This is a genomic window from Enterobacter sp. FUJ80071, assembly GCF_038739915.1.
Classification (GTDB): domain Bacteria; phylum Pseudomonadota; class Gammaproteobacteria; order Enterobacterales; family Enterobacteriaceae; genus Enterobacter; species Enterobacter kobei.
In genome coordinates this window covers 43,998-64,268 of record NZ_JBBXKH010000001.1, presented here as the reverse complement: position 1 = coordinate 64,268, position 20,271 = coordinate 43,998, and the positions used below count along the sequence as shown (strand labels likewise).

Annotated in this window: 23 protein-coding genes; 14 read left to right on the top strand and 9 right to left on the bottom strand. The window is 55.2% G+C overall.

Annotated features, from left to right (window positions below):
- Window positions 1–2 precede the first annotated feature (2 nt).
- Both AAER43_RS00330 and AAER43_RS00325 read left to right on the top strand, forming a co-directional pair.
- The gene (locus AAER43_RS00330) at window positions 3–368 is read left to right on the top strand and encodes a tlde1 domain-containing protein (RefSeq protein ID WP_071978112.1); all 366 of its coding nucleotides are present in this window, start codon (window positions 3–5) and stop codon (window positions 366–368) included.
- Window positions 365–952: a hypothetical protein gene (locus AAER43_RS00325; RefSeq protein ID WP_224955237.1), complete on the top strand. Its 588-nt coding sequence runs from the start codon at window positions 365–367 to the stop codon at window positions 950–952. The genes AAER43_RS00330 and AAER43_RS00325 overlap by 4 nt, the downstream gene beginning before the upstream one ends.
- A 33-nt stretch (window positions 953–985) precedes the next feature.
- Here the strand turns inward: AAER43_RS00325 and AAER43_RS00320 are convergent, their stop codons facing one another.
- The 3 genes from AAER43_RS00320 to AAER43_RS00310 all read right to left on the bottom strand — a co-directional run bounded on the left by AAER43_RS00320 (window position 986) and on the right by AAER43_RS00310 (window position 3,133).
- The gene (locus AAER43_RS00320; protein WP_050862784.1) at window positions 986–1,429 is read right to left on the bottom strand and encodes an acetyltransferase; all 444 of its coding nucleotides are present in this window, start codon (window positions 1,427–1,429) and stop codon (window positions 986–988) included.
- A 102-nt stretch (window positions 1,430–1,531) separates the two neighbouring features.
- On the bottom strand, window positions 1,532–2,530 hold the full coding sequence (locus AAER43_RS00315; RefSeq protein ID WP_050862777.1) for a class I SAM-dependent methyltransferase: 999 nt from the start codon (window positions 2,528–2,530) through the stop codon (window positions 1,532–1,534).
- 78 nt (window positions 2,531–2,608) lie between these two features.
- A complete protein-coding gene (locus tag AAER43_RS00310; protein ID WP_014881956.1) occupies window positions 2,609–3,133 on the bottom strand; it encodes a lipocalin family protein in 525 nt (174 codons plus the stop codon).
- Window positions 3,134–3,250: 117 nt separating this feature from the next.
- Between AAER43_RS00310 and AAER43_RS00305 the strand changes: the two genes are divergently transcribed.
- The 4 genes from AAER43_RS00305 (at window position 3,251) to AAER43_RS00290 (ending at window position 6,783) form a co-directional block, all read left to right on the top strand.
- On the top strand, window positions 3,251–3,976 hold the full coding sequence (locus tag AAER43_RS00305) for a MerR family transcriptional regulator (RefSeq protein ID WP_014881955.1): 726 nt from the start codon (window positions 3,251–3,253) through the stop codon (window positions 3,974–3,976).
- Between the two features lie 99 nt (window positions 3,977–4,075).
- Window positions 4,076–4,486 carry a hydroxyisourate hydrolase gene (gene uraH / locus AAER43_RS00300; RefSeq protein WP_014881954.1) on the top strand — a complete coding sequence of 137 codons (411 nt, stop codon included), beginning with the start codon at window positions 4,076–4,078 and terminating at the stop codon, window positions 4,484–4,486.
- Window positions 4,487–4,588: 102 nt separating this feature from the next.
- Window positions 4,589–5,548 carry a DUF523 and DUF1722 domain-containing protein gene (locus AAER43_RS00295; RefSeq protein WP_023333995.1) on the top strand — a complete coding sequence of 320 codons (960 nt, stop codon included), beginning with the start codon at window positions 4,589–4,591 and terminating at the stop codon, window positions 5,546–5,548.
- Window positions 5,549–5,694: 146 nt separating this feature from the next.
- Entirely contained in the window at window positions 5,695–6,783 is a 1,089-nt protein-coding gene (locus AAER43_RS00290; RefSeq protein WP_050862776.1) for an AAA family ATPase, read from the top strand.
- Window positions 6,784–6,826: 43 nt separating this feature from the next.
- On the opposite strand, the gene AAER43_RS00285 is transcribed toward AAER43_RS00290, so the two are convergent.
- From AAER43_RS00285 to AAER43_RS00270, 4 genes are all read right to left on the bottom strand, one after another.
- On the bottom strand, window positions 6,827–7,780 hold the full coding sequence (locus tag AAER43_RS00285) for a helix-turn-helix domain-containing protein (RefSeq protein WP_014881951.1): 954 nt from the start codon (window positions 7,778–7,780) through the stop codon (window positions 6,827–6,829).
- A 26-nt stretch (window positions 7,781–7,806) separates the two neighbouring features.
- Window positions 7,807–8,586: an MBL fold metallo-hydrolase gene (locus AAER43_RS00280; RefSeq protein WP_050862775.1), complete on the bottom strand. Its 780-nt coding sequence runs from the start codon at window positions 8,584–8,586 to the stop codon at window positions 7,807–7,809.
- 120 nt (window positions 8,587–8,706) lie between these two features.
- The gene (gene nlpA / locus AAER43_RS00275; protein ID WP_014881949.1) at window positions 8,707–9,507 is read right to left on the bottom strand and encodes a lipoprotein NlpA; all 801 of its coding nucleotides are present in this window, start codon (window positions 9,505–9,507) and stop codon (window positions 8,707–8,709) included.
- 147 nt (window positions 9,508–9,654) lie between these two features.
- Window positions 9,655–10,074 carry a GNAT family N-acetyltransferase gene (locus AAER43_RS00270; protein ID WP_023331700.1) on the bottom strand — a complete coding sequence of 140 codons (420 nt, stop codon included), beginning with the start codon at window positions 10,072–10,074 and terminating at the stop codon, window positions 9,655–9,657.
- Between the two features lie 139 nt (window positions 10,075–10,213).
- Here AAER43_RS00270 and AAER43_RS00265 point away from each other — a divergent pair, with 139 nt between their 5' ends.
- Window positions 10,214–10,510, top strand: coding sequence for a YicS family protein (locus tag AAER43_RS00265; protein ID WP_014881947.1), 297 nt, complete (start codon window positions 10,214–10,216; stop codon window positions 10,508–10,510).
- Between the two features lie 61 nt (window positions 10,511–10,571).
- Here the strand turns inward: AAER43_RS00265 and AAER43_RS00260 are convergent, their stop codons facing one another.
- Window positions 10,572–11,522: a LacI family DNA-binding transcriptional regulator gene (locus AAER43_RS00260; protein ID WP_014881946.1), complete on the bottom strand. Its 951-nt coding sequence runs from the start codon at window positions 11,520–11,522 to the stop codon at window positions 10,572–10,574.
- A 293-nt stretch (window positions 11,523–11,815) separates the two neighbouring features.
- Here AAER43_RS00260 and AAER43_RS00255 point away from each other — a divergent pair, with 293 nt between their 5' ends.
- The 6 genes from AAER43_RS00255 (at window position 11,816) to AAER43_RS00230 (ending at window position 17,726) form a co-directional block, all read left to right on the top strand.
- Window positions 11,816–12,130, top strand: coding sequence for a PTS sugar transporter subunit IIB (locus tag AAER43_RS00255; RefSeq protein ID WP_014830072.1), 315 nt, complete (start codon window positions 11,816–11,818; stop codon window positions 12,128–12,130).
- An 11-nt stretch (window positions 12,131–12,141) separates the two neighbouring features.
- Window positions 12,142–13,467, top strand: coding sequence for a PTS sugar transporter subunit IIC (locus AAER43_RS00250; RefSeq protein WP_023331699.1), 1,326 nt, complete (start codon window positions 12,142–12,144; stop codon window positions 13,465–13,467).
- A gap of 17 nt (window positions 13,468–13,484) precedes the next feature.
- Window positions 13,485–14,861 carry a glycoside hydrolase family 1 protein gene (locus AAER43_RS00245; RefSeq protein ID WP_057057778.1) on the top strand — a complete coding sequence of 459 codons (1,377 nt, stop codon included), beginning with the start codon at window positions 13,485–13,487 and terminating at the stop codon, window positions 14,859–14,861.
- A 5-nt stretch (window positions 14,862–14,866) separates the two neighbouring features.
- Window positions 14,867–15,169 (top strand): PTS lactose/cellobiose transporter subunit IIA, encoded by a 303-nt coding sequence (locus tag AAER43_RS00240; protein ID WP_029741865.1) that lies wholly within the window; start codon window positions 14,867–14,869, stop codon window positions 15,167–15,169.
- Window positions 15,170–15,305: 136 nt separating this feature from the next.
- Window positions 15,306–16,685: a carbohydrate porin gene (locus AAER43_RS00235; protein WP_050862787.1), complete on the top strand. Its 1,380-nt coding sequence runs from the start codon at window positions 15,306–15,308 to the stop codon at window positions 16,683–16,685.
- A gap of 135 nt (window positions 16,686–16,820) precedes the next feature.
- Complete coding sequence (locus AAER43_RS00230; RefSeq protein ID WP_014881941.1) at window positions 16,821–17,726, top strand: EamA family transporter; 906 nt, start codon at window positions 16,821–16,823, stop codon at window positions 17,724–17,726.
- A gap of 54 nt (window positions 17,727–17,780) precedes the next feature.
- On the opposite strand, the gene nepI is transcribed toward AAER43_RS00230, so the two are convergent.
- Entirely contained in the window at window positions 17,781–18,971 is a 1,191-nt protein-coding gene (gene nepI / locus AAER43_RS00225; RefSeq protein ID WP_050862788.1) for a purine ribonucleoside efflux pump NepI, read from the bottom strand.
- A gap of 207 nt (window positions 18,972–19,178) precedes the next feature.
- Here nepI and AAER43_RS00220 point away from each other — a divergent pair, with 207 nt between their 5' ends.
- Complete coding sequence (locus AAER43_RS00220; protein WP_050862789.1) at window positions 19,179–20,177, top strand: aldo/keto reductase; 999 nt, start codon at window positions 19,179–19,181, stop codon at window positions 20,175–20,177.
- Window positions 20,178–20,271 lie beyond the last annotated feature (94 nt).

Sequence of the window (20,271 nt, the reverse complement as noted above, 5' to 3'; positions counted from 1 at the left end):
GTATGTCCTGGGAATATGATGTAAAAGAGCATAAGTTTTATCTGGATGGTGTCTATCAATTTGATGCGGACTACGCAGGTGCCAGCGGTTACAAAAATGATCCTTCACAAGAGTGTGTAAAAAACAACGGACCACTGCCACGAGGTACTTATACTATTGGGTCACCTCATAATTCAGCCCACACAGGAAAATATACTCTTAGCCTCACGCCCTACTCGACAAATGATATGTGTGGTAGGGACTCATTTAAAATTCATGGTAAAAGCAGTTTGCACCCTGACGACTCTTCTGAGGGCTGTATCATTGCTCCTCTTAGTGCCAGAAGGAGTATCTGGAAAAGCAACGATACGGTATTGATTGTCAAATGAAGCATTTATTTTGTTTATTGCCATTACTCGTTCCAGTCAGTTTGTACGTCTCAGCAAATGAAATGAACGGCTTCGCGACCCAGTATTACGATGAAGACGGCTCGCTGGCGGAAATTTCTACAACAATGCCCCTCACCCCAATCATCACTATCGGTAAGAAAACCGTGCAAATGGAAGTTACTCATCTGGCAGACATCTCCAGCACACCAGTTAACAAAGACAGTTCCGCTCGTTGGATCTGTCTTCATGACGACGATGGCACGAATTACTGGTTTATTTCTGATAACGAAATGGGGGCAGGACTGCTCACAGCGCTGGCCATATCCAAAGATGGCAGCCATAAAGAGTGTGCGAAAACCACAGGACATGTCAGCGTCTCAGTCGCTAATATTCCATTGTTAAATGCGAGTCATGGAAATTTAGTTAAATGGTTCGGCAAGAGTGAGATTGCCAAACAAAAAGCGGTACTTTTTTATCATGAGACGCCAGTAAAGAATGGATTCATCCAGAGTAATACGGTCTCTTATTACTTTGATGGCGAAAAAGTACGGGGCGTCATTATCGGGCAAATTACCAGTAACTAGCTTGCAAACGCCCTCTACCATAAGGAGAGGGCGTTAAGCCTGCCCACTCAACCGCATATGCAGCAACGGAAACGCATTCCCCTGCCCGTCAAGTTCCGAGCGCCCGACCTGCTCAAATCCCATATGCCGATAAAAGGCGACTCCCTGCGGATTCTGCTCATTTACGTCCACTTCGTTCGCGCCGAACTCTGCGATGGCGTGTTTAAGCAGCAATTTCCCGACACCCTTCCCGCGACTCGCATCATCCACAAACAACATTTCAATGCGGTTTTCATCCACCCCTAAAAAGCCGTGAATAACGCCTGCGTCATCGCGGGCTATCACGACCTTGAGGTTGGGGAGATACGCGTTGAGCAATAGCGGACGCAGCGCCGCAATATCGCTTTCCTGTAAAAAGTGATGGGTGGCGCGGACGGAGGATTCCCAGATCGCGACCAGGCGTTCGAAGTGGGAGGGGTGTGCGGTTTCGATTTTCATGGGGGGGATCATGTCTGGAAAACCGAACAATTTCAAGCCACTCCTTGCGGTCTGTCCCCCCTCACCCTAACCCTCTCCCTCAGGGAGAGGGAACCGACCGTGCTAAGCTTTAATCTCCATCACCGCATACACCCCATCCTTCGGCACGACCACGGTGACGTTTTCCACCGGTACGCCCGCCGCCAGGTGAATATCCTGCAGCTGCTGTAGCGTCCTCGGGTGGATATCCTCCCAGCCGATACCGCGCAGCACAAAGTCAATCTGCGGGCTGCTGGTCAGCATGTTTGAGACAATCACCGCCCCGCCGGGCTTGACCAGCCGCAGCGCGCGCTGGAGAAAAATCACCGCGTCGGCATCGTTGAAGTATTCAAAAATCCCCAGCGCGTCGACCAGTTCGGCCTGATGCTCGCCCAGCTCCAGCAGCAGGTCCTCGTTACGCACCAGCGTGTGCACCAGGTTGCGCCTGAGCAGGGTCAGCTGTTCGCCCACCACAATGCCTTCCTGCGCCGCCATGGTTTCGGCCCAGCTAAGCGCCACGGGGTCTTTATCCACCAGCGTGAGATAGACCTGCTGGCCATCGAGCTTTGCTTCGCGCAGCGCCTCCAGCACCGGAATGGCGGCGCCGCTTGCCAGGCTTACCCAGTTGTTCTCGCTCTCATTGTGAATGTACTTCTCCACCAGTGCGGCAAGCACCCGGGCGCGGGAGCGCACGCCGATGGCGTCGTTCGCGTGGATAAACCACTGACGACTGTCGCTGTCCATCTTTGTGCCGTCCGGCAGGCGATCCTCAAGCGGGTTTTGCACCACAAACAGCGCCAGCGCGGAGGGCACCAGCCGGGTTCGCCATGCGGTAAGCGCCGGACGGTTGCGGAAAGCCTGCTCGGAATAGCGGTTCTGCGGGACAAGCACGGCCTGCCCTCCTTCTTCGTACTCAACCAGTGGAGGACGGAGCGCTGGCTCGGCTTTCAGCGCCCGATCAAGCGCAGCGATTTCACGGGCAGCATCGTCTTTCATCGGCCACTGGTCGCTGACGTCGGGAAAGGACGCACTGAAAATCATCATGTTTTTCGGTGCGTCACCACGAAAAGGCTGCCAGATCATAACGTCTTCCCTCCGTTGGGCTTTTAACGGAAGTCTATCCAGGCGAGTCCGTAATACCCTACGAAGAAAGCACGATCTTTACTGCTTCACCCACACCAGTTGGTCAACCCGGAAGCCCAGACTGCGCGCGGTGTTCAGGTAATCCTGCTTCACCGCATCCGGGATGGTCGGCGTGCGTGACAAAATCCACAGATAATCGCGGTTCGGGCCGCTGACCAGCGCGTACTGGTACTTGTCGTCCAGTTTGATTACGTTATACCCGCCGTAGAACGGACCGAAGAACGACACCTTCAGCGCGGCGGTGGTCGGCTCGCCGGTGAAGTACGCTTTCCCCTCGCTTTCATTCCACTTGTTTTTCACCGGATCGTAACCCCGGTTCAGCACGCTGATACCGCCGTCGCTGCGCTTGCCGTAGGTGGCGGTCACCTGCTCCAGACCGCGTTCAAAGCGGTTTTCAAGGCGCGCGACTTCGTACCATTTGCCGAGATAGCGGCTGGCTTCAAAATGAGTAATAGGCTGCACGCCTTTCGGCGGCGTAGGGGATTTACAGGCAACCAGGGTCAGCGCAATGGCAACACCGGTCACAACAGGCCATAGCTTCATGAGAATTCCTTTCATTTGCACGGTTGGATGTTAAGTGTAGTGCACCGTTTCGGCGCTTCATCCCGTTCGGGAAAATTCGTAGTATATTGAGAGTATTCCTCCACTCTGGACACGGACATGGCTTACTCCATCGGCGAATTCGCCAGACTCAGCGGCATTACCGCCACCACCCTCCGGGCGTGGCAGCGTCGCTACGGTTTACTCAAGCCACAGCGCACGGAAGGCGGTCACCGCCAGTACAGCGATGAGGACGTCCAGCAGGCGCTGAAAATCCTCGACTGGGTCAAAAAAGGCGTCCCAATCGGCCAGGTCAAACCGCTGCTGGAGCGCCCGACGCTGGGGCGGACCAACAACTGGCAAACCCTGCAGCAGAACATGCTGCAGCGCCTGCAGGACGGCAAAGTCGAATCCCTGCGCCAGATGATTTACGACGCCGGACGCGAGTACCCAAGACCAGAGCTGGTCGCGAACGTGCTGCGTCCGCTGCGCAGCCAGGTCTCGGCTAACGTTGCCGCCGCCATGACCCTGCGCGCGATCCTCGACGGCATCATCATCGCCTACACCTCGTTTTGTCTCGAAGGTGATAAGAAAGCGCCGGGCGACAATATTCTGCTCAGCGGCTGGCATCTCAACGACCCGTGCGAGATCTGGCTCGAAGCCCTAACGCGCACCGGTCAGGGTCACCGGATCGACATCCTGCCGGTTCCCCCTGCCACGCTGGCTCCGGAGATTTTCCCGGAGCGGAAATGGCTTCTGGTCACCAGCGGCAAACTTACCGCCGGACGGAAAAAGCAGCTGGAGCAGTGGCAGCAGCAGGTATCGCTTGAAGTGATTATCCTCTGATCATTTTCTGCTGTGGGAATCTTCACGAAAAGTTGAATATTTTCCCGCGCCGCAGATGCTAACGTTTTCCTGTGACGAATAACTCCACAGGAAAACACCATGAAAAAAACAACCCCTCTGCTGTTCCTGGCCGCCATGGCCTTTGCCCCTGCCGCCTTTAGCGCCCCTGCCGGCACGCTGAGCGTCCACATTCTCGACCAGCAAACCGGGATGCCGCCATCAGACGTGACCGTTACGCTGGAGAAGCAGCAGCAGGACAAATGGACCCCGGTTGCCAGCGGCAAAACCGACCACGACGGACGTATCAAATCGCTCTATCCGCAGGACCAGGACATGCAGCCTGGCGTGTATAAAGTGACCTTTAAAACCGCAGAGTACTTCCACGGTAAAAAGCTGGACACCTTCTTCCCGGAGATCCCGGTGCTGTTTACCGTGACCCGCACCAACGAAAAGCTGCACATCCCGCTTCTTCTGAGTCAGTACGGTTACTCGACCTACAAGGGCAGTTAAGACGCATTGATTCTAAAGGAATAAAAAAAATAGTTCCGCGAATACTTGGACAAATTAGTCATGTTGTGTAAGTTTTAATTATATGAACAGGAGGACCACACCATGACAACGAAACCTGTGCTCGGTATTAGCGGATGTTTGACCGGCTCCGCCGTACGCTTTGACGGCGGACACAAGCGTATGGGCTTCGTTATGGATGAGCTGGCCCAGTGGGTAAATTTCCGCCCCGTCTGCCCGGAAATGGCGATCGGCCTGCCGACGCCTCGCCCGGCCATACGCCTGACGCTGACGGACAGCGGCGAGACGCAGCTCCGTTTCAGCAAGCCGCCTCATGATGACCTCACGCAGAAAATGGCCGACTTTACGGCGGACTATCTGCCAAAAATCGGCGATCTTTCGGGATTTATCGTCTGTGCAAAATCCCCAAGCTGTGGCCTGGAACGCGTGCGGCTGTACGATGAAAACGGCAACCGGGGCCGCAAGGAGGGCGTCGGGCTGTTCACCGCCGCCCTTCTTGAAACCTACCCATGGCTGCCCGTCGAGGAAGATGGTCGGCTGCACGACCCTGTGCTGCGGGAAAACTTTATTGAGCGGGTATTTGCCCTGCACGAGCTAAACACGCTGCGCGCTAAAGGTCTGACGCGACGTGGGCTGCTGGATTTCCACAGCCGCTATAAATTGCAGCTGCTGGCGCACCATCAGGCGGGCTACCGTGAAATCGGTCCGTTCGTTGCCTCGCTGCACGAGTGGGAAGACCTGGACGCCTTCTTTGTGGCGTACCGGGAAAAGCTGATGACCATCCTGAAAAAACCGGCTTCGCGTAAGAACCACACCAACGTGCTGATGCATATTCAGGGGTATTTCCGCAACCAGCTAAACACCCGCCAGCGCGGTGAGCTGCGCGACGTGATCCTGCACTATCGCAACGGGCAGTTACCTATTCTCGCCCCGATCACGCTGCTGAAGCACTACCTGGCCGAATATCCCGACCGGTATCTGATGACGCAAAACTACTTTGATCCCTATCCTGATGATTTGGGTCTGCGTCTGGCAGTCAAGTGATCACAAAAATGCGAAGGCCCCATTGACCCGTAGAGGCCCAAAGCAGTACCCCGTTTAGACGACATCCTCACTGTCGTCTCTTTTTTGCATTTAACCTCAAAGACTGTGATTATATACAGGCTTATTCTGCAAAAAGGGGCCTGCCCGTGATCAACACCCTGCACATTCAAAACTACCGCTCCATCCGCGAGATGTCGCTTGAGCTGGAGCAGCTCAACATCGTCTTCGGCCCGAACGGCACCGGGAAATCCAATATTTACAAGGCGATACACCTGATGCACAGCGCCGCCCAGGGGCAGTTCTCCCAGGCGCTGGCGAACGAGGGCGGCATTCTGAAGGTGTTCTGGGCAGGCAAAACCCGCAGCGACCAGCTGCGGCGGATGAACCTGGCGGTGGAAACCGAGACCTACGAATACGAGCTGCAGGTCGGGTTTGTGGAGAGACTGCCCTATCCCTCGCAGTTTCAGCTCGACCCGGTGATCAAAGAGGAGTCCATCTGGCTGAGCGGCCAGCATCGACGCCCGTCGTCACAGCTGATGAAGCGTAAGAATCAGGCGGTGTTTCTGAATAACGTGCATCACGAGAAAGTGACCCACAGCGGCACGCTGTACGAGAACGAATCGGTGTTCGGGCAGCTCGGCGAACCGCATCTTTACCCGGAAGTGTCGCAGATGCGCGAGTCCCTGCGTAACTGGCGCTTTTATCATGAGTTTTCCGTCTCATCCGGCTCGGCGATGCGTGCCCCGCAGGTCGGGTTCCGTTCCCCGGTGCTGGCCAGCGACGGTGCCAACCTGGCGGCGGCGTTTCAGACCATCGTGGAGATTGGCGACGAACTGCTCCTGATGCACATCCTCGACCAGGCCTTCCCCGGCTGCGTGTTTTACAGCGACAACACCGGCGGACGTTTTCGCATGATGATGCAGCGCGAGGGGCTGAGCAGGCCGCTGGAACCGGCGGAGTTCTCCGACGGCACCCTGCGCTTTCTGTGCCTGGCGGTGGCGCTGTTAAGCCCGCGCCCACCGGCGTTTATCGCGTTGAACGAACCGGAAAACAGCCTGCATCCGCAGATGCTGCCCGCGCTGGCGAGCTTAATCGCCGAGGCCAGCCGCTACTCGCAGATTTGGCTCACCAGCCACTCGCCGGAGCTGGCGAAGTTGATTGAGAAACAGAGATCGTTTTCGCTGTACCAGCTGTCGATGGCGGAGGGGGAGACGAAGGTGGAGAGGCTGGGGTAGCTCAATCTCTTCATACCCAACTTACCGGGGTGGAACTTCCACGCTAGCTATGCAGACGAAACGTCTTTCGCCACTCCGCAGGACTTACCCCAAAACGCGCCTTAAACTGCTGTCGCCAGGTGACGGCAGAATTAAATCCCACCAGCTCGGCCACGCGTTCAATCGGCATATTTCCGGCTTCAAGCAGGATCTGGCTACGCCGCAGGCGTTCGGCGGTAAGCCAGTCGGCGACGCTCATTCCCGTGGCTTTAATAAAGTGACGGGTCAGCGTGCGGCGGCTCATCGAAACCACCTCCGCCAGCGAGTCCAGGCTATGGGGTTCGGTGATGTGCTGCTGTAGATAGTCGATCAGGCAATTAATACGTGCATCGCGGGTGTCATTCGGAACAGGCTGAGCAATAAACTGCGCCTGACCGCCCTCGCGGTGCGGCGGCACAATCATCCGCCGGGCAATCTGGTTGGCGACCACGCTGCCAAAGCGCTGACGAATGATATACAGGCAGCAGTCCAGCGCAGCCGCGGTTCCGGCAGAGGTGATGATATTGCCGTCATCCACGTAGAGGGCATTGATATCCAACTGGACGTGCGGAAAGAGCGACTGGAACTGATTTTCGAACTCCCAGTGGGTGGCAGCGCGCTTGCCGTCGAGAATGCCCGCATAGCCCAGCACAAACGACCCCAGACACAGCCCGACGATTTCCGCGCCGTTGTCTCTCGCCTGCACCAGGCTGTCGAGCAGCGTCTGAGGCGGGCGTTCGAGGACGTGCTGCCAGTAGGGAACAACGACTATATCGGCCCGACCAATGGCGGTGTAGTCCTGCGTGGCGTTGAGGGCGAACCCGTCTTTTGAGGTGAGGAACCCCGGCGTTTCGGCGCAGATCGTCACGTTAAAGCGCTTTTCGCCGGAGACGGAATCGCCAAACAGAATGCAGGGAACGGAGTAGTGGAACGGGCTGAACCCGTCTACCGCGACAATCGCGACGTTGATTAGCGACATCTGTCTCTCCTTTCCCTTTAACGCACTCAGAATATAACGGTTTCGCCATCCTGGGGAATGGTCACTGCGTCACCCACCTGATTGGCTTCAACGTACTCACGCAGCGCGCTGCGGGTCAGCAGGCAGTGGTTAATCGCCTCCATATGGCTCGCCACTATTTTGGCCTGTGGGAGCAGGAAATGAACGTTGAGCACATCCTCCTGGCCCATAATGATGGGCCCAAAACCAAGCACGTGGGCATATCCGGCATTAAGTACCACCACGTCCGGCTGGTGCTTTTGCAGATCGGCCGCCACCGCGTCACGCCAGACGGTATCCCCGGCAAGATAGAGCGTCTTCTCATCGGGATGACGCAGCACCACGCCACAGGCCTCGCCCAGCCGCTCCGCCAGCTCCGGCACGGCGTAGGCCCGGTCGGTACCGTGCTGCCCGCCGTGGGTTTTCGTAATCTGAATATCGCCGAAGAAGGTCGCGTCGGTCATGACCGTCAGGTTGCTAAACCCCTGGCTGCGCAGCAGCGCGGCGTCACGGTCGTTTTGCACGTAGATCGGTTTGTCTTTGGCGATCAGCTCTGCCGCGGTGCGATCCCAGTGATCGTCATGGGTATGGGTGACAATCACTGCATCGGCGTTCAGCAGCGTGTTGACGTTAACGGGGAGCTCAACCATTGGGTTACGACGCTCGGCATGCGCCGTGCCGGGAAAACCCGGATAAGCATCTTTCGGGGCCAGCATCGGGTCGATTAAAAGACGTTTCCCAGCGTAGGTAATCAGCAGGGTGGCGTTGCGAATTTGGGTAATGTTCATGGGCTATCCTCCGGTTGGTGTGATAAGGAGAATAGCCCGACGTCGCAGGTCACGCTGTGGGTTAAAGGGCGATTACCGATGGAATCGGGCCAATTTAAACTCCGCGTTTTCAGGCAGAATTTACCAGCCCGGTACCGCTCCGCCGTTAAAGATCGTCTCAGCCGCTTTCGCCACTTCCGGTGACTGATACGACTGGATAAATTCCTTCACGTTCTCCGCGTCTTTGTTGTCTTCGCGCGCCACCACGATGTTCACGTACGGCGAATTTTTATCTTCAATAAAGACGCTGTCATGCACCGGCGACAGCCCGGTTTGCTGAAGATAGGTGGTGCTGATGATGGCGACATCCACTTTGGGATCGTCCAGCACGCGCGGCAGTTGCGCCCCTTCCAGCTCCATGATGTTCAGATGTTTAGGGTTAGCGGTAATATCCAGCGCCGTCGGCAGCAGGCCGGTGTCTGGCTTCAGGGTAATGAGCTTCTCTTTTTGCAGCAGCAACAGCGCACGGCCAAGGTTGGTTGGGTCGTTTGGAATGGCAATGGTCGCACCGTTCTTCAGGTCCGAAACGGATTTGATTTTGCGTGAATAACCGGCCATCGGGAACACGAAGGTATTCGCCACGGCAACCAGCTTGTAGCCATGCGCCTTGTTATCTTCTGCAAGGAACGGACGGTGCTGAAAGACATTGGCATCCAGCTCCCCCTGGTTGGTAGCATCGTTAGGCAATAGCGAGCCGCTGAAGCCGACCAGCTCCACGTCCAGACCATATTTCTCTTTCGCCACCTTTTTGGCGACTTCCGCTACGTCCTGCTCGGCGCCGTTGATGACGCCTACTTTAATGTGTCTGGCATCGCTGCCGTTTTGATCGCACCCTGCCAGCAGCAGGCCAGCGAGGACCAGCGCACCCAATCGACGTTTCACGAGACAGTTCCTTTTGCTGAATGTTTCAATGACTATATCGACAACGAGGCGGGGAAATAAAAAACGAAAAAGAATCAATAAGAAGGATAAGTTATATGCGGGTATCGCCGGGTGGCTCTGCGCTTCCCCGGCCCGCAGAATCAGAATTTAAAGCGCTTTCGTCAGGTAATGACGCTGCATACCCGGATATGGGTAATCCTGCAAAGACATCTGCAGCTGGTAGCCCTGTTTTTCATAGAACGGGCGCGCCTGGAAGCTAACGGTATCCACCAGCGCGTGCTTGCAGCCTTTACGCCTGGCTTCATTTTCCGCCGTGTTGATAAGCTGGCCGCCCACACCGCTGCCCCGCACGGTATCGCTCACCCAGAGATAGTCGATATTCAGCCAGTCGCCTTTACGTACGCCAATTAAGCCGCCCAGCATGACGCCCTTTTCGTCTCGAACGTAAACGCCTATGTCACCGCTAAAGTTCGTCAAATCGAGGAACCGTCCGTTATAGGCTCTCAGACCCACAAGTAGCTCTTCTTTTTCCTGCGGCGTGACGGCGTCAGTAATGCTCAAGTGCATATTTTCTCTCCTTGTTTCTGTGCCGTCTCACTATCGCACACCGGTAGCGTGGAGAAAATTCATACTTTCGACTGGCGTCGCTACACTGAATGTAACGATATATTTCATGGGAAGCATGTGACTTCTAAAGGGGGTTTTGATGAAAGCTGCGCACCTGGTCTGCCTGCTGGTTTGTCTGCTCTTCGCCGCGTTTGTCCATGCTCAGGAAAAGGATGACCCCGCGAAAGAGGCGCAAATAAAGCAGCAGGTCCTTAAAGATATTAAGAAAACCTGTACGCCACAGAGAAAGCAGAGCGATAAAGCCTGGCAGGAGATGATTTTGTCGTCCGAGGCCAATCAGTTGCTGATCAAAAATGCCGTTACCGCCGTCAAGCGCGACAATCTGGATGCTTACTGGGCGGCGATTGGTCAGGTGGACTGTATGGAAGATTATTGAGGGCTGGAAACGTGCTTCTCGCCGGGTGGCGGCTGCGCCTTACCCAGCCTACACAACATTTTTAACGCTTACGCACATCCGGAATAATTAAATCCCCGCGCAGCACATACGAACCCAGCATCTGCGTTTTCTCCGTCAGCCAGCTCACGATACGCGCCGCCATGGCATCCATGGAATATTCAATGGCCGGGATCACCGGAATACCCGGCAGGTGCAGGGATCCAGCAAGGCTGAAGACCATAATGTCTTCCGGCACGGATTTATTAAACGCCTGCAGCTGTGGGATCACTCGCTGGGCTTCTTGCTCGTCCGCCACCAGTAATGCGTTGAAATTCAGCGTGCTGGCGTTGTTAAGCAGCTCCTGTAGCGCAACGGACGAGGAGGTCGCGTCCATAAAGACGAGGTTGCGATTAAAGGGCAGAAAATTTTTCTCCAGCGCATGTTTGTAGCCGAGCAGCACCTGATCGGCAAAACCGCTGCCGTGCGGGTGGATCAGGGCAATCTGGCGACGACCCTGGCTGGTCAGGTAGTTACAGGCGGTTTCAGCGGCAAAGGCGTGATCGAACTGGATGCTATTGGAATTATCGGACTCCATACAGTCCACGAGGATGACGTTGTCCATATCCACGTCCAGCGGGAAACGCGCGCCGATGACGAGGATGTCATCACACAAACCGCAGGAGAGCTCTTCGAGCGCATTCATTACTTCGGCTTTGCTATGCGCGAAGCGCAGCAGCAGGTGTTTTTGATGCTGGCTAAGATGTTTTTCCAGCGCGTACAAATAACCGGTGGTCTGGTTAATATTTTCCTGTGCGCAAATGACGCCGATACATCCCGTCGACTGGCTCAGCAGCGACTGGGCAATCACATTAGGCCGGTAGTTAAGCTCATCCACTGCCTTCAGAACGGCCTGACGGCTGGCTTCCTTTACGCCACGCGACCCACTCAACACTCGCGATACCGTGGCTTTAGATACCCCGGCAAGACGTGATACATCATTGATTGTCGACATCTCTTTCCCCTGACAGGCTTACCTCGCGCCTGCAAATTCCATGACCGCTTCGGCTCATATTATAGCCAGAACGGAGTATATCCGTTTCCGTTTTCCATGGAAACCGATTTTCCGTTTCCACTCAAAATGATGTCAAAACAGCCAAATTATGTGACTTACATCCGGTTAATTAGCCTCATAAGTAAGGGATCTTGATGGTTGTCACACTTCTATCTTTTATGAATGGAAACCGGTTTCCGTATAATGTCCAATCATTCCCGCAATAACTTTTTACATTTAGAGGATGGTTGTCGATGTTCAAGATTATGCTGTGCTGCTCTGCCGGGATGTCCACCAGCCTGTTGGTCAGCAAAATGGTCGATGTCGCGAAAGAACGTGGTTTGCCGGTGAAAATAGATGCGTACGGTGTTTCCGAATTTGATACGCAGTTTCCGCAATACCAGGTGGTGCTTCTCGGACCACAAGTGAAATACATGTTACAGACACTCTCAGACAAGGCGGCTACGAAAGGCATTCCGGTCCAGCCCATCGACATGATGGACTACGGCATGCAGCGTGGCGATAAAGTACTGGACTATGCTCTGTCGCTCATCGAAGCGGCACACTAAAAGGTGTTCACATGAGTTCGTTATATCAATCCATGGTCGCGGTGATTGAGCAGTCAATTACCCCGCTGGCCGCCAAACTTGGTCAGCAAAAGTATGTGATTGCTATCCGCGACGGCTTTACCGCCGCGCTGCCGTTCATGATCATCGGCTCGTTTATGCTGGTGTTCATCTTCCCGCCGTTTTCGGCGGATACTACCAATAGCTTTGCGCGCGGCTGGCTGGATTTCTCCCAGACTTACCGCGAACAGCTGATGCTGCCGTTTAACCTCAGCATGGGCGTGATGACCTTCTTCATCTCGGTGGGGATTGGGGCGAGCCTGGGGCGCCAGTTTAACCTCGACCCGGTGATGTCCGGCCTGCTGGCTTTTATGGCCTTCCTGCTGGTCGCCGCGCCGTATGCCGACGGTAAAATCTCGACCCAGTATCTCTCCGGCCAGGGCATTTTTACCGCGCTGATCACCGCCATCTACGCCACCCGCGTTTATGCGTGGCTGAAGCAGAACAACGTCACCATCCGCCTGCCGAAAGAAGTACCGACCGGCGTGGCGCGTTCGTTTGAGATCCTGATCCCGGTGATGGTGGTGATCGGTACCCTGCACCCGTTGAACCTGTTCATCGAAGCGCAAACCGGCATGATTATCCCGCAGGCGATCATGCACCTGCTGGAGCCGCTGGTCTCTGCCTCCGACTCCCTGCCCGCTATTCTGCTCTCCGTGCTGCTGTGCCAGATCTTCTGGTTCGCCGGTATCCACGGCTCGCTGATTGTCACCGGCATCATGAACCCGTTCTGGATGGCGAACCTCTCGGCAAACCAGGCGGCACTGGCGGCCGGCGCGGCGCTGCCGCACGTATACCTGCAGGGCTTCTGGGATCACTACCTGCTGATTGGCGGCGTAGGCTCCACGTTACCCCTGGCGTTCCTGCTGCTGCGCAGCCGCGTTACCCATCTGCGTACCATCGGCAAAATGGGCGTGGTGCCCAGCTTCTTTAACATCAACGAACCGATTCTGTTCGGCGCGCCGATCATCATGAACCCGATGCTGTTCATTCCGTTCGTGTGCGTTCCGCTGATCAACGCCTGTCTGGCGTATGCGGCAACCAAACTCGGCTGGCTGGCGCAGGTCGTCTCGTTAACCCCGTGGACCACCCCGGCACCGATTGGCGCCTCGTGGGCGGCGAACTGGGCGCTGAGCCCGGTGGTGATGTGCCTTGTGTGTATGGTGATGTCCGCGCTGATGTATCTGCCTTTCCTGCGTGCCTATGAGCGTACGCTGATGAAAAACGAAGAGCAGAAAGCGCAGGCAACCGTCGGTGCTGCCGAAACCGCAAGCAATTAAGTCAAAGAGGAAAGGTCATGAAATACGCATTTCCCGATAACTTCTGGTGGGGCAGCGCAAGCTCCGCTCTCCAGACGGAAGGGGCAAGAGAGGGCGAAACCACGTGGGATTACTGGTTTGCCCGCGAGCCAAACCGTTTTCACAACGGCGTGGGGCCGCAGCAGACCTCCACGTTTTATCAGCACTGGAAAACGGACATTCAGCTGTTAAAGCAGCTGAACCACAACAGCTTTCGTACCTCGATTAGCTGGGCGCGCCTGATCCCTGACGGTATCGGAGAAGTGAACCCGGAAGCGGTCGATTTTTATCATCAGGTCATTGATGAGCTGAATGAACAGGGCATCACGCCGTTTATTACCCTGTTCCATTTCGACATGCCGATGGCGATGCAGGCGATCGGTGGCTGGGAAAACCGAGAAGTCGTGGACGCATACGCCCGCTATGCGCAGATTTGCTTCGAGCTGTTTGGCGATCGCGTGCTGCACTGGTTTACCTTCAACGAGCCGATTGTGCCGGTGGAAGGCGGCTATCTGTACGACTTCCACTATCCGAACGTGGTGGATTTTCGTCGGGCAGCCACCGTGGCGTATCACACCGTGCTGGCCCACGCAAAGGCGGTTCAGGCCTACCGCGCCGGTCACTACGCGGGGGAAATCGGCATCGTATTAAACCTGACGCCGTCCTATCCGCGCTCGCAAAACCCGGCGGACGTGAAGGCGGCACACATTGCGGATCTGATGTTTAACCGCAGCTTCCTCGACCCGGTCCTGCGCGGCGAATACCCGGCGGAGCTGGTTGCGCTGCTGAAGGCATACGATCAGCTGCCTGCCTGTAAGCCGGAAGATAGCGCCCTGATCGCGGAAGGGAAAATCGACCTGCTCGGCGTGAACTACTATCAGCCGCGCCGCGTTAAGTGTCGTGACAGCGCGGTGAACCCGCAGGCGCCGTTTATGCCGGAGTGGTTCTTTGATAACTACGAAATGCCGGGCCGCAAGATGAACCCGTACCGCGGCTGGGAAATCTACGCGCCGGGTATTTACGATATTCTGGTTAACCTGCGTGATAATTACGGCAACCCGCGCTGCTTTATTTCGGAAAACGGCATGGGTGTCGAAAATGAACAGCGCTTTATTGAAAATGGCCAGATTAACGATAAATACCGTATCGAGTTTATTTCTGAGCATTTAACGTGGCTGCATAAAGGGATTAGCGAGGGCTGCAATTGTCTTGGCTACCATATGTGGACGTTTATTGATAACTGGTCATGGTGTAATGCGTATAAAAATCGCTACGGGTTTATTCAGCTCGATGTAGAGACGCAGCAGCGCACCATTAAGAAAAGCGGAGAGTGGTTTGCCGCCACCGCCTTAAATAATAGTTTTGAACAAGAGTAATGATGATGATCGCACTAGAAGAAGCCGTAATGGAAATTATCGTCAATGCCGGACAGTCCCGCAGCCTGTGCTTTGAAGCCCTGCACGCGGCGCGTCAGGGCAACATTGACGAGGCCAAAAGTCTGCTGCGCGAAGCCGATGGCTACGCGCGCCAGGCGCACAAGATGCAAACCAAACTGATTGAGCAGGATGCTGGCGAAGGCCGCCAGCCGATGACCTTAATTATGGTTCATGCCCAGGATCATTTAATGAACTCCTTATTAGCGCGTGAATTATCCGAAGAAATTATTCATTTATATCAGAGATAGTCTATGGCGAAATAATTAATATAATACCTCTGTACCCTAAATAGAGATCCACTTGTTCTGATGATAGCGACATACTCTGTCAGATCGGAGCGGGATGGTTATTGTCTGAATAAAATTAAACTATATTGAGATAACCATGAATACGATTAAAAAACTTCCATTAACCATGGCGGTTATCGCCGCGCTTTGCCCAATTTCTGTACTCGCACAAGAATTTACGCAGGAGCAAATCGACGCCATTGTGGCTAAAGCGGTGGACAAAGCGCTGGCCGAGCGGCAGGCCAAAATGGATTCGGCGGTCGCGAAAAAGGCAGACGTGGTGACCGAGCCGCAAAGCGCGGCGCAATCCCCGGATATGGCGATCCCGTTCGGGGTGAAATTTACCGGTTACGCCCGCTACGGCGCGCACTTCCAGGCCGCCGATCAGAAATACGTGGCGGTGGACGGTTCCTACAACGGCGCCTCCGCGATTGGTCGTCTGGGTAACGAGGGCAACGGTGGGGAATTCCAGCTCTCTAAAGCCTTCAAGGGTGATAACGGCGCCATTTGGGACATCAACGTGATGATCGACCACTGGGGCGACGAAGTTAACCTGAAAAAAGCCTACGCGGGCGTGACCAACATTATGGCCTCCAACCCGAACGCCTATTTCTGGGCGGGTCGTGACTTCCATCAGCGTCCACAGCAGGGCATTAACGATTACTTCTGGATGAACCACGACGGCCAAGGTGCCGGTGTGAAAAACTTCGACATCGGCGGCGTGCAGTTTGACGTCGCTGCCGTGGCGGCAGTGGAATCCTGTAGCCCGGAAGTGATGGAGGATGAAGCCAACCCGTCGCGCATCACCTGTACCGGCGGTTCCGGCACGGGCGACAAAGGCAACTACGCCGCGACGTCAAAAATTCACGGCATGAAGCTCGGCCCGATCGACATGGAGCTGTACGCTAACTACGGCTTTGACTCCAAAGCGGTTGAAAGCGACGAGCGCCTGAACGCCTGGCAGGGCGGCGTGGTGCTGAGCCACACCAACGACAGCGGCGTGAACAAGGTGATCGCGCGTTACTCCGATAATGCGGACAACAGCGTGTTCAACAAAACCGAGGATCTGACCACGGTTTACGCCAGCTTCGAAGGGTTATACAAATTCACCCAGGCCACGCAGGTAGAGTACATCCTCGCCTTCCACGACTACGACAACAGTCGTGATAAGACCGACAACCGTAAGAACTACAACGCCATCGTGCGCCCAATGCACTGGTGGAACGACGTTCACTCCACCTGGCTCGAAGCGGGCTGGCAGCACGTTGATTATGACAACGGCGGCGATAACAAGGGCTGGAAGCTGACCCTGTCGCAGAACATGTCTATCGCCATGGGTCCGGAGTTCCGTCCAATGCTGCGCTTCTACGTGACCGGCGGCAAAGTGGATAACGAACGCACCGCCCGCGTGAATAATACCAAAGACGAAACGCTGGACGACTTCAACGTCGGCGCGATGTGGGAGGCATGGTTCTAATACGGCGCCGTTTGTTTCGCCCGGCGGCGCTGCGCTTGCACGGGCCTACAAAACCTTGTAGGCCGGGTAAGCGTAGCGCCACCCGGCTATATCCCATGTTATGCTACAAAAAAAATCAACATAGCAGGGGAGAACATGGGTTCCACACGCAAAGGGATGTTAAACGTCCTGATCGCCGCCGTTTTATGGGGAAGTTCAGGGGTTTGCGCGCAGTACATCATGGAGAAAAGCCACATTTCTTCGCCTTACCTGACCATGGTTCGCCTGCTGTTTACCGGCGTGATCCTGCTGACGCTTTCTTTCGTTCACGGCGACAAGATTTTCTCGGTCATCAAGCATCGCAAAGATGCCCTCAGCCTGCTGTTCTTCTCTCTGGTTGGCGCGCTTACCGTGCAGCTCACCTTCCTGCTTACGATTGAAAAATCCAACGCGGCGACCGCCACCGTGCTGCAGTTTCTGTCACCGACCATTATCGTGGCCTGGTTTGCGCTGGCGCGGAAAAAGCGTCCCGGCGTGTTTGTCCTGTCAGCGATTTTTACGTCGTTGATCGGTACTTTCCTGCTGGTGACTCACGGCGACCCGACCTCGCTCTCCATCTCCCCTGCCGCGCTGTTCTTCGGTATCGCCTCGGCCTTTGCCGCCGCGTTTTACACCACGTATCCCTCAACACTTATTGCCCGCTACGGCACGCTGCCGATTGTCGGCTGGAGTATGTTGATTGCCGGGCTCATGCTGACGCCGTTCTACGCCGGACGCGGGACCACCTTTGTGATTGACGGCGGCCTGCTGCTGGCCTTCTTCTACCTGGTGGTAATCGGTACGGCGCTGACATTTAGCCTGTATCTGAAAGGCGCACAAATGATTGGCGGGCCGAAGGCAAGTATTCTGAGCTGCGCCGAGCCGCTGAGCAGCGCATTACTGTCGGTGGTTTTGCTGGGTGTGGCGTTCACCCTGCCGGACTGGCTGGGGACGCTGTTGATCGTGTCGTCGGTGGTGTTGATTTCGATGGATTCGCGTAGAAGGGTTAAGGCATCGGCGTAGCCTGATGTCTCCTCTCCCTAACCCTCTCCCCATACGGGAGAGGGGAAATTTTGTTTACTTCGCCTTAACCTTCCCGGCCACCAGCAGCGCTGTCAGCAACATCAGCGTACCGGAAATCACCAGCGGTGACGTCAGTCCCAGATGGTCCAGTGCAACGCCGCCCACCGCCGCGCCGCAGGTGTTTGCCAGTTGGATCACGGCCACCTGAATCGACCCGGCTTTCTCCGCCTGATCGGCCAACGAGCGAGTGATCCACGTCGACCAGCCCACCGGCACCAGCGCAAAGGCAAAGCCCCAGATAACCGCAATCGCCGAGGCGACCCACTTATCGCTGCCCCACAGCACCAGCACCGTGGCACTCACTGCCAGTACCAGCGGCGCGCCAGCCAGCGCCACTTTCAGGGAACGTTTCAGGAACTGTGACGACAGCGACGTACCGACAAAGCTGGCGATACCAAAGCTCAGCAACACCAGCGTCAGACCATCCACGTCAAAGCCCGCCATGGTCATATACACCGGACGGATATAGGTGAAGAAGGCAAACTGCCCGGCAAAGGCCATAAAGATGGCGGTCATCCCCGCCAGCACACCCGGACGCTTGAGGAGGCTGAACATATTCTGTTTGTGATGCGCCGCTTCGCCCGGCAGGGACGGCAATGCCTTCCATACCCAGATAATACAGAGCACGCCCATCACCGCCGCCGCGTTGAAGACGTTACGCCAGCCGATGATCCCGCCGAGGAAGCTGCCCAGCGGCGCGGCAATCACCAGCGCGATGGAGACCGCACCGAAGATGACGGACAGCGCTTTCGGCACCGTACGCGCGGGTACCAGGCGCATGGTGAGCGAGGCGGACATCGCCCAGAAACCGCCAAGACCCAGTCCCAGACAGGCGCGCCCCAGCAGCAACAGGGTGAAGTTTTCCGCGAAGGAGACCAGCAGGCAAGAGAGCGTCAGCAGGACGCTGAAAAGAATAACCACTTTGCGGCGGTCAATGGCGCCAATCATCTGCGTAATAAACAGACTGGCGAACATCGCCACAAAGGCGGTCACGGTAACGGACTGCCCAGCCACGCCCTCGGAAATGCCCAGATCCTGCGCCATCGGCGTCAGCAGGCTGACCGGCAGAAACTCGACGGTGATCAGGCAGGCAACGCAGAACGCCACGGAGAAAACCGCCGACCAGTTGGGGCGTGAAACCTCTTTGGTCTGCGGTCTGGTCGAAGGCTGGATATGTTCTGTCATGGCGTCACCTGAAGATAAAAACGTGCGGAAAAGTCGCGCAGTTTATCATCAAAAGTGTGACGGATTTAACGTTTAGACAACTTTTGTCGTTTTTAATGATTCGGAAGGCAGATCGGCGGTGACTGATACCTTTTCAGCATAACGAAAATGAAAATTCAGTAACCACAATTGAGGTGAAACAATCATAGCGTCTGAAAAGGAGAAACTATGAAAACACGTACTTTATCTCAAAATCTTACCGTCAGTGCCGTCGGCTACGGTGCCATGGGTCTGAGTGAATTTTATGGCCAGACTGATGACAAAGGCTCACTGCAGGTATTGCATAACCTCATCGATCTGAACGTGACGTTTATTGATACCGCAAATTTATATGGCCGTGGCCATAATGAAAGGCTAATCGGTCACTTTCTTGCCGGGCTGGATAAAAGCACTCGCGAGCAGTTTAAAATTGCCACGAAATGCGGTATCGATCGCTCTCCTGACGAGTCCTATGCCCGCACTATCAATAACACACCCGACTATATTATCCGCTGCTGTAACGAATCCCTTAAGCGGCTTGGCGTTGAACGGATTGATCTCTTTTATCTTCACAGGGTCAGCAACGAAACGCCGGTCGAAGAAAGCATGGAGTGCCTGAGCACACTCGTTAAGGAAGGTAAAATTAATCACATTGGTCTTTGTGAAGTGTCGGCTTCAACGTTACAGCGAGCCCATACGGTACATCCGGTCACCGCGCTGCAAACCGAATATTCGCTGTGGACGCGTGATATTGAGGATACCGTTCTACCGGTTGTGAAAGCGTTGGGTATCGGCCTGGTCCCTTACTCTCCTCTCGGTAGAGGCTTCCTTACCGGAAAATACCTGAACAACAGTGATTTTGCAGAGGGTGATTTCCGCAAGAATAACGAACGTTTTGTTCAGTCCAGTCTTGATCATAATCGCCAGTTGCTCGATGCAATTACCCCGCTTGCACAGAAATACGATTGCACTACAGGGCAAATTGCTCTGGCCTGGCTGCTAGCACAATACGATAAGCTGGTTCCAATTCCTGGCACTAAGCATACCCGTTATCTGGCTGAAAACGCCCATGCGGCGGAAGTTATTCTGGAAAAAAGCGATGTTGAATCGCTGAACAACATTCATCGGAAGATAGAAATTAAAGGGGAACGATATTCGGAAGAAGGCATGAAAGGTGTGAACGCCTGATATATTCCGCTCAACAACGTAAAAAAACCGGGGAGACCCGGTTTTTTATGGCTAACAAAGTCACGTTTTTTTATTTCTCAGCAGTGCCTTGCAC

Coding starts and splice junctions, on each gene's coding strand:
- AAER43_RS00305 (WP_014881955.1), top strand. CDS start 3,251: ATGGCTTACTCCATCGGCGAATTCGCCAGACTCAGCGGCATTACCGCC.
- uraH (WP_014881954.1), top strand. CDS start 4,076: ATGAAAAAAACAACCCCTCTGCTGTTCCTGGCCGCCATGGCCTTTGCC.
- AAER43_RS00325 (WP_224955237.1), top strand. CDS start 365: ATGAAGCATTTATTTTGTTTATTGCCATTACTCGTTCCAGTCAGTTTG.
- AAER43_RS00295 (WP_023333995.1), top strand. CDS start 4,589: ATGACAACGAAACCTGTGCTCGGTATTAGCGGATGTTTGACCGGCTCC.
- AAER43_RS00240 (WP_029741865.1), top strand. CDS start 14,867: ATGATCGCACTAGAAGAAGCCGTAATGGAAATTATCGTCAATGCCGGA.
- nepI (WP_050862788.1), bottom strand. CDS start 18,971: ATGACAGAACATATCCAGCCTTCGACCAGACCGCAGACCAAAGAGGTT.
- AAER43_RS00250 (WP_023331699.1), top strand. CDS start 12,142: ATGAGTTCGTTATATCAATCCATGGTCGCGGTGATTGAGCAGTCAATT.
- AAER43_RS00255 (WP_014830072.1), top strand. CDS start 11,816: ATGTTCAAGATTATGCTGTGCTGCTCTGCCGGGATGTCCACCAGCCTG.
- AAER43_RS00285 (WP_014881951.1), bottom strand. CDS start 7,780: ATGTCGCTAATCAACGTCGCGATTGTCGCGGTAGACGGGTTCAGCCCG.
- AAER43_RS00235 (WP_050862787.1), top strand. CDS start 15,306: ATGAATACGATTAAAAAACTTCCATTAACCATGGCGGTTATCGCCGCG.
- AAER43_RS00270 (WP_023331700.1), bottom strand. CDS start 10,074: ATGCACTTGAGCATTACTGACGCCGTCACGCCGCAGGAAAAAGAAGAG.
- AAER43_RS00320 (WP_050862784.1), bottom strand. CDS start 1,429: ATGAAAATCGAAACCGCACACCCCTCCCACTTCGAACGCCTGGTCGCG.
- AAER43_RS00245 (WP_057057778.1), top strand. CDS start 13,485: ATGAAATACGCATTTCCCGATAACTTCTGGTGGGGCAGCGCAAGCTCC.
- AAER43_RS00265 (WP_014881947.1), top strand. CDS start 10,214: ATGAAAGCTGCGCACCTGGTCTGCCTGCTGGTTTGTCTGCTCTTCGCC.
- AAER43_RS00310 (WP_014881956.1), bottom strand. CDS start 3,133: ATGAAGCTATGGCCTGTTGTGACCGGTGTTGCCATTGCGCTGACCCTG.
- AAER43_RS00260 (WP_014881946.1), bottom strand. CDS start 11,522: ATGTCGACAATCAATGATGTATCACGTCTTGCCGGGGTATCTAAAGCC.
- AAER43_RS00330 (WP_071978112.1), top strand. CDS start 3: ATGTCCTGGGAATATGATGTAAAAGAGCATAAGTTTTATCTGGATGGT.
- AAER43_RS00230 (WP_014881941.1), top strand. CDS start 16,821: ATGGGTTCCACACGCAAAGGGATGTTAAACGTCCTGATCGCCGCCGTT.
- AAER43_RS00315 (WP_050862777.1), bottom strand. CDS start 2,530: ATGATCTGGCAGCCTTTTCGTGGTGACGCACCGAAAAACATGATGATT.
- AAER43_RS00280 (WP_050862775.1), bottom strand. CDS start 8,586: ATGAACATTACCCAAATTCGCAACGCCACCCTGCTGATTACCTACGCT.
- AAER43_RS00220 (WP_050862789.1), top strand. CDS start 19,179: ATGAAAACACGTACTTTATCTCAAAATCTTACCGTCAGTGCCGTCGGC.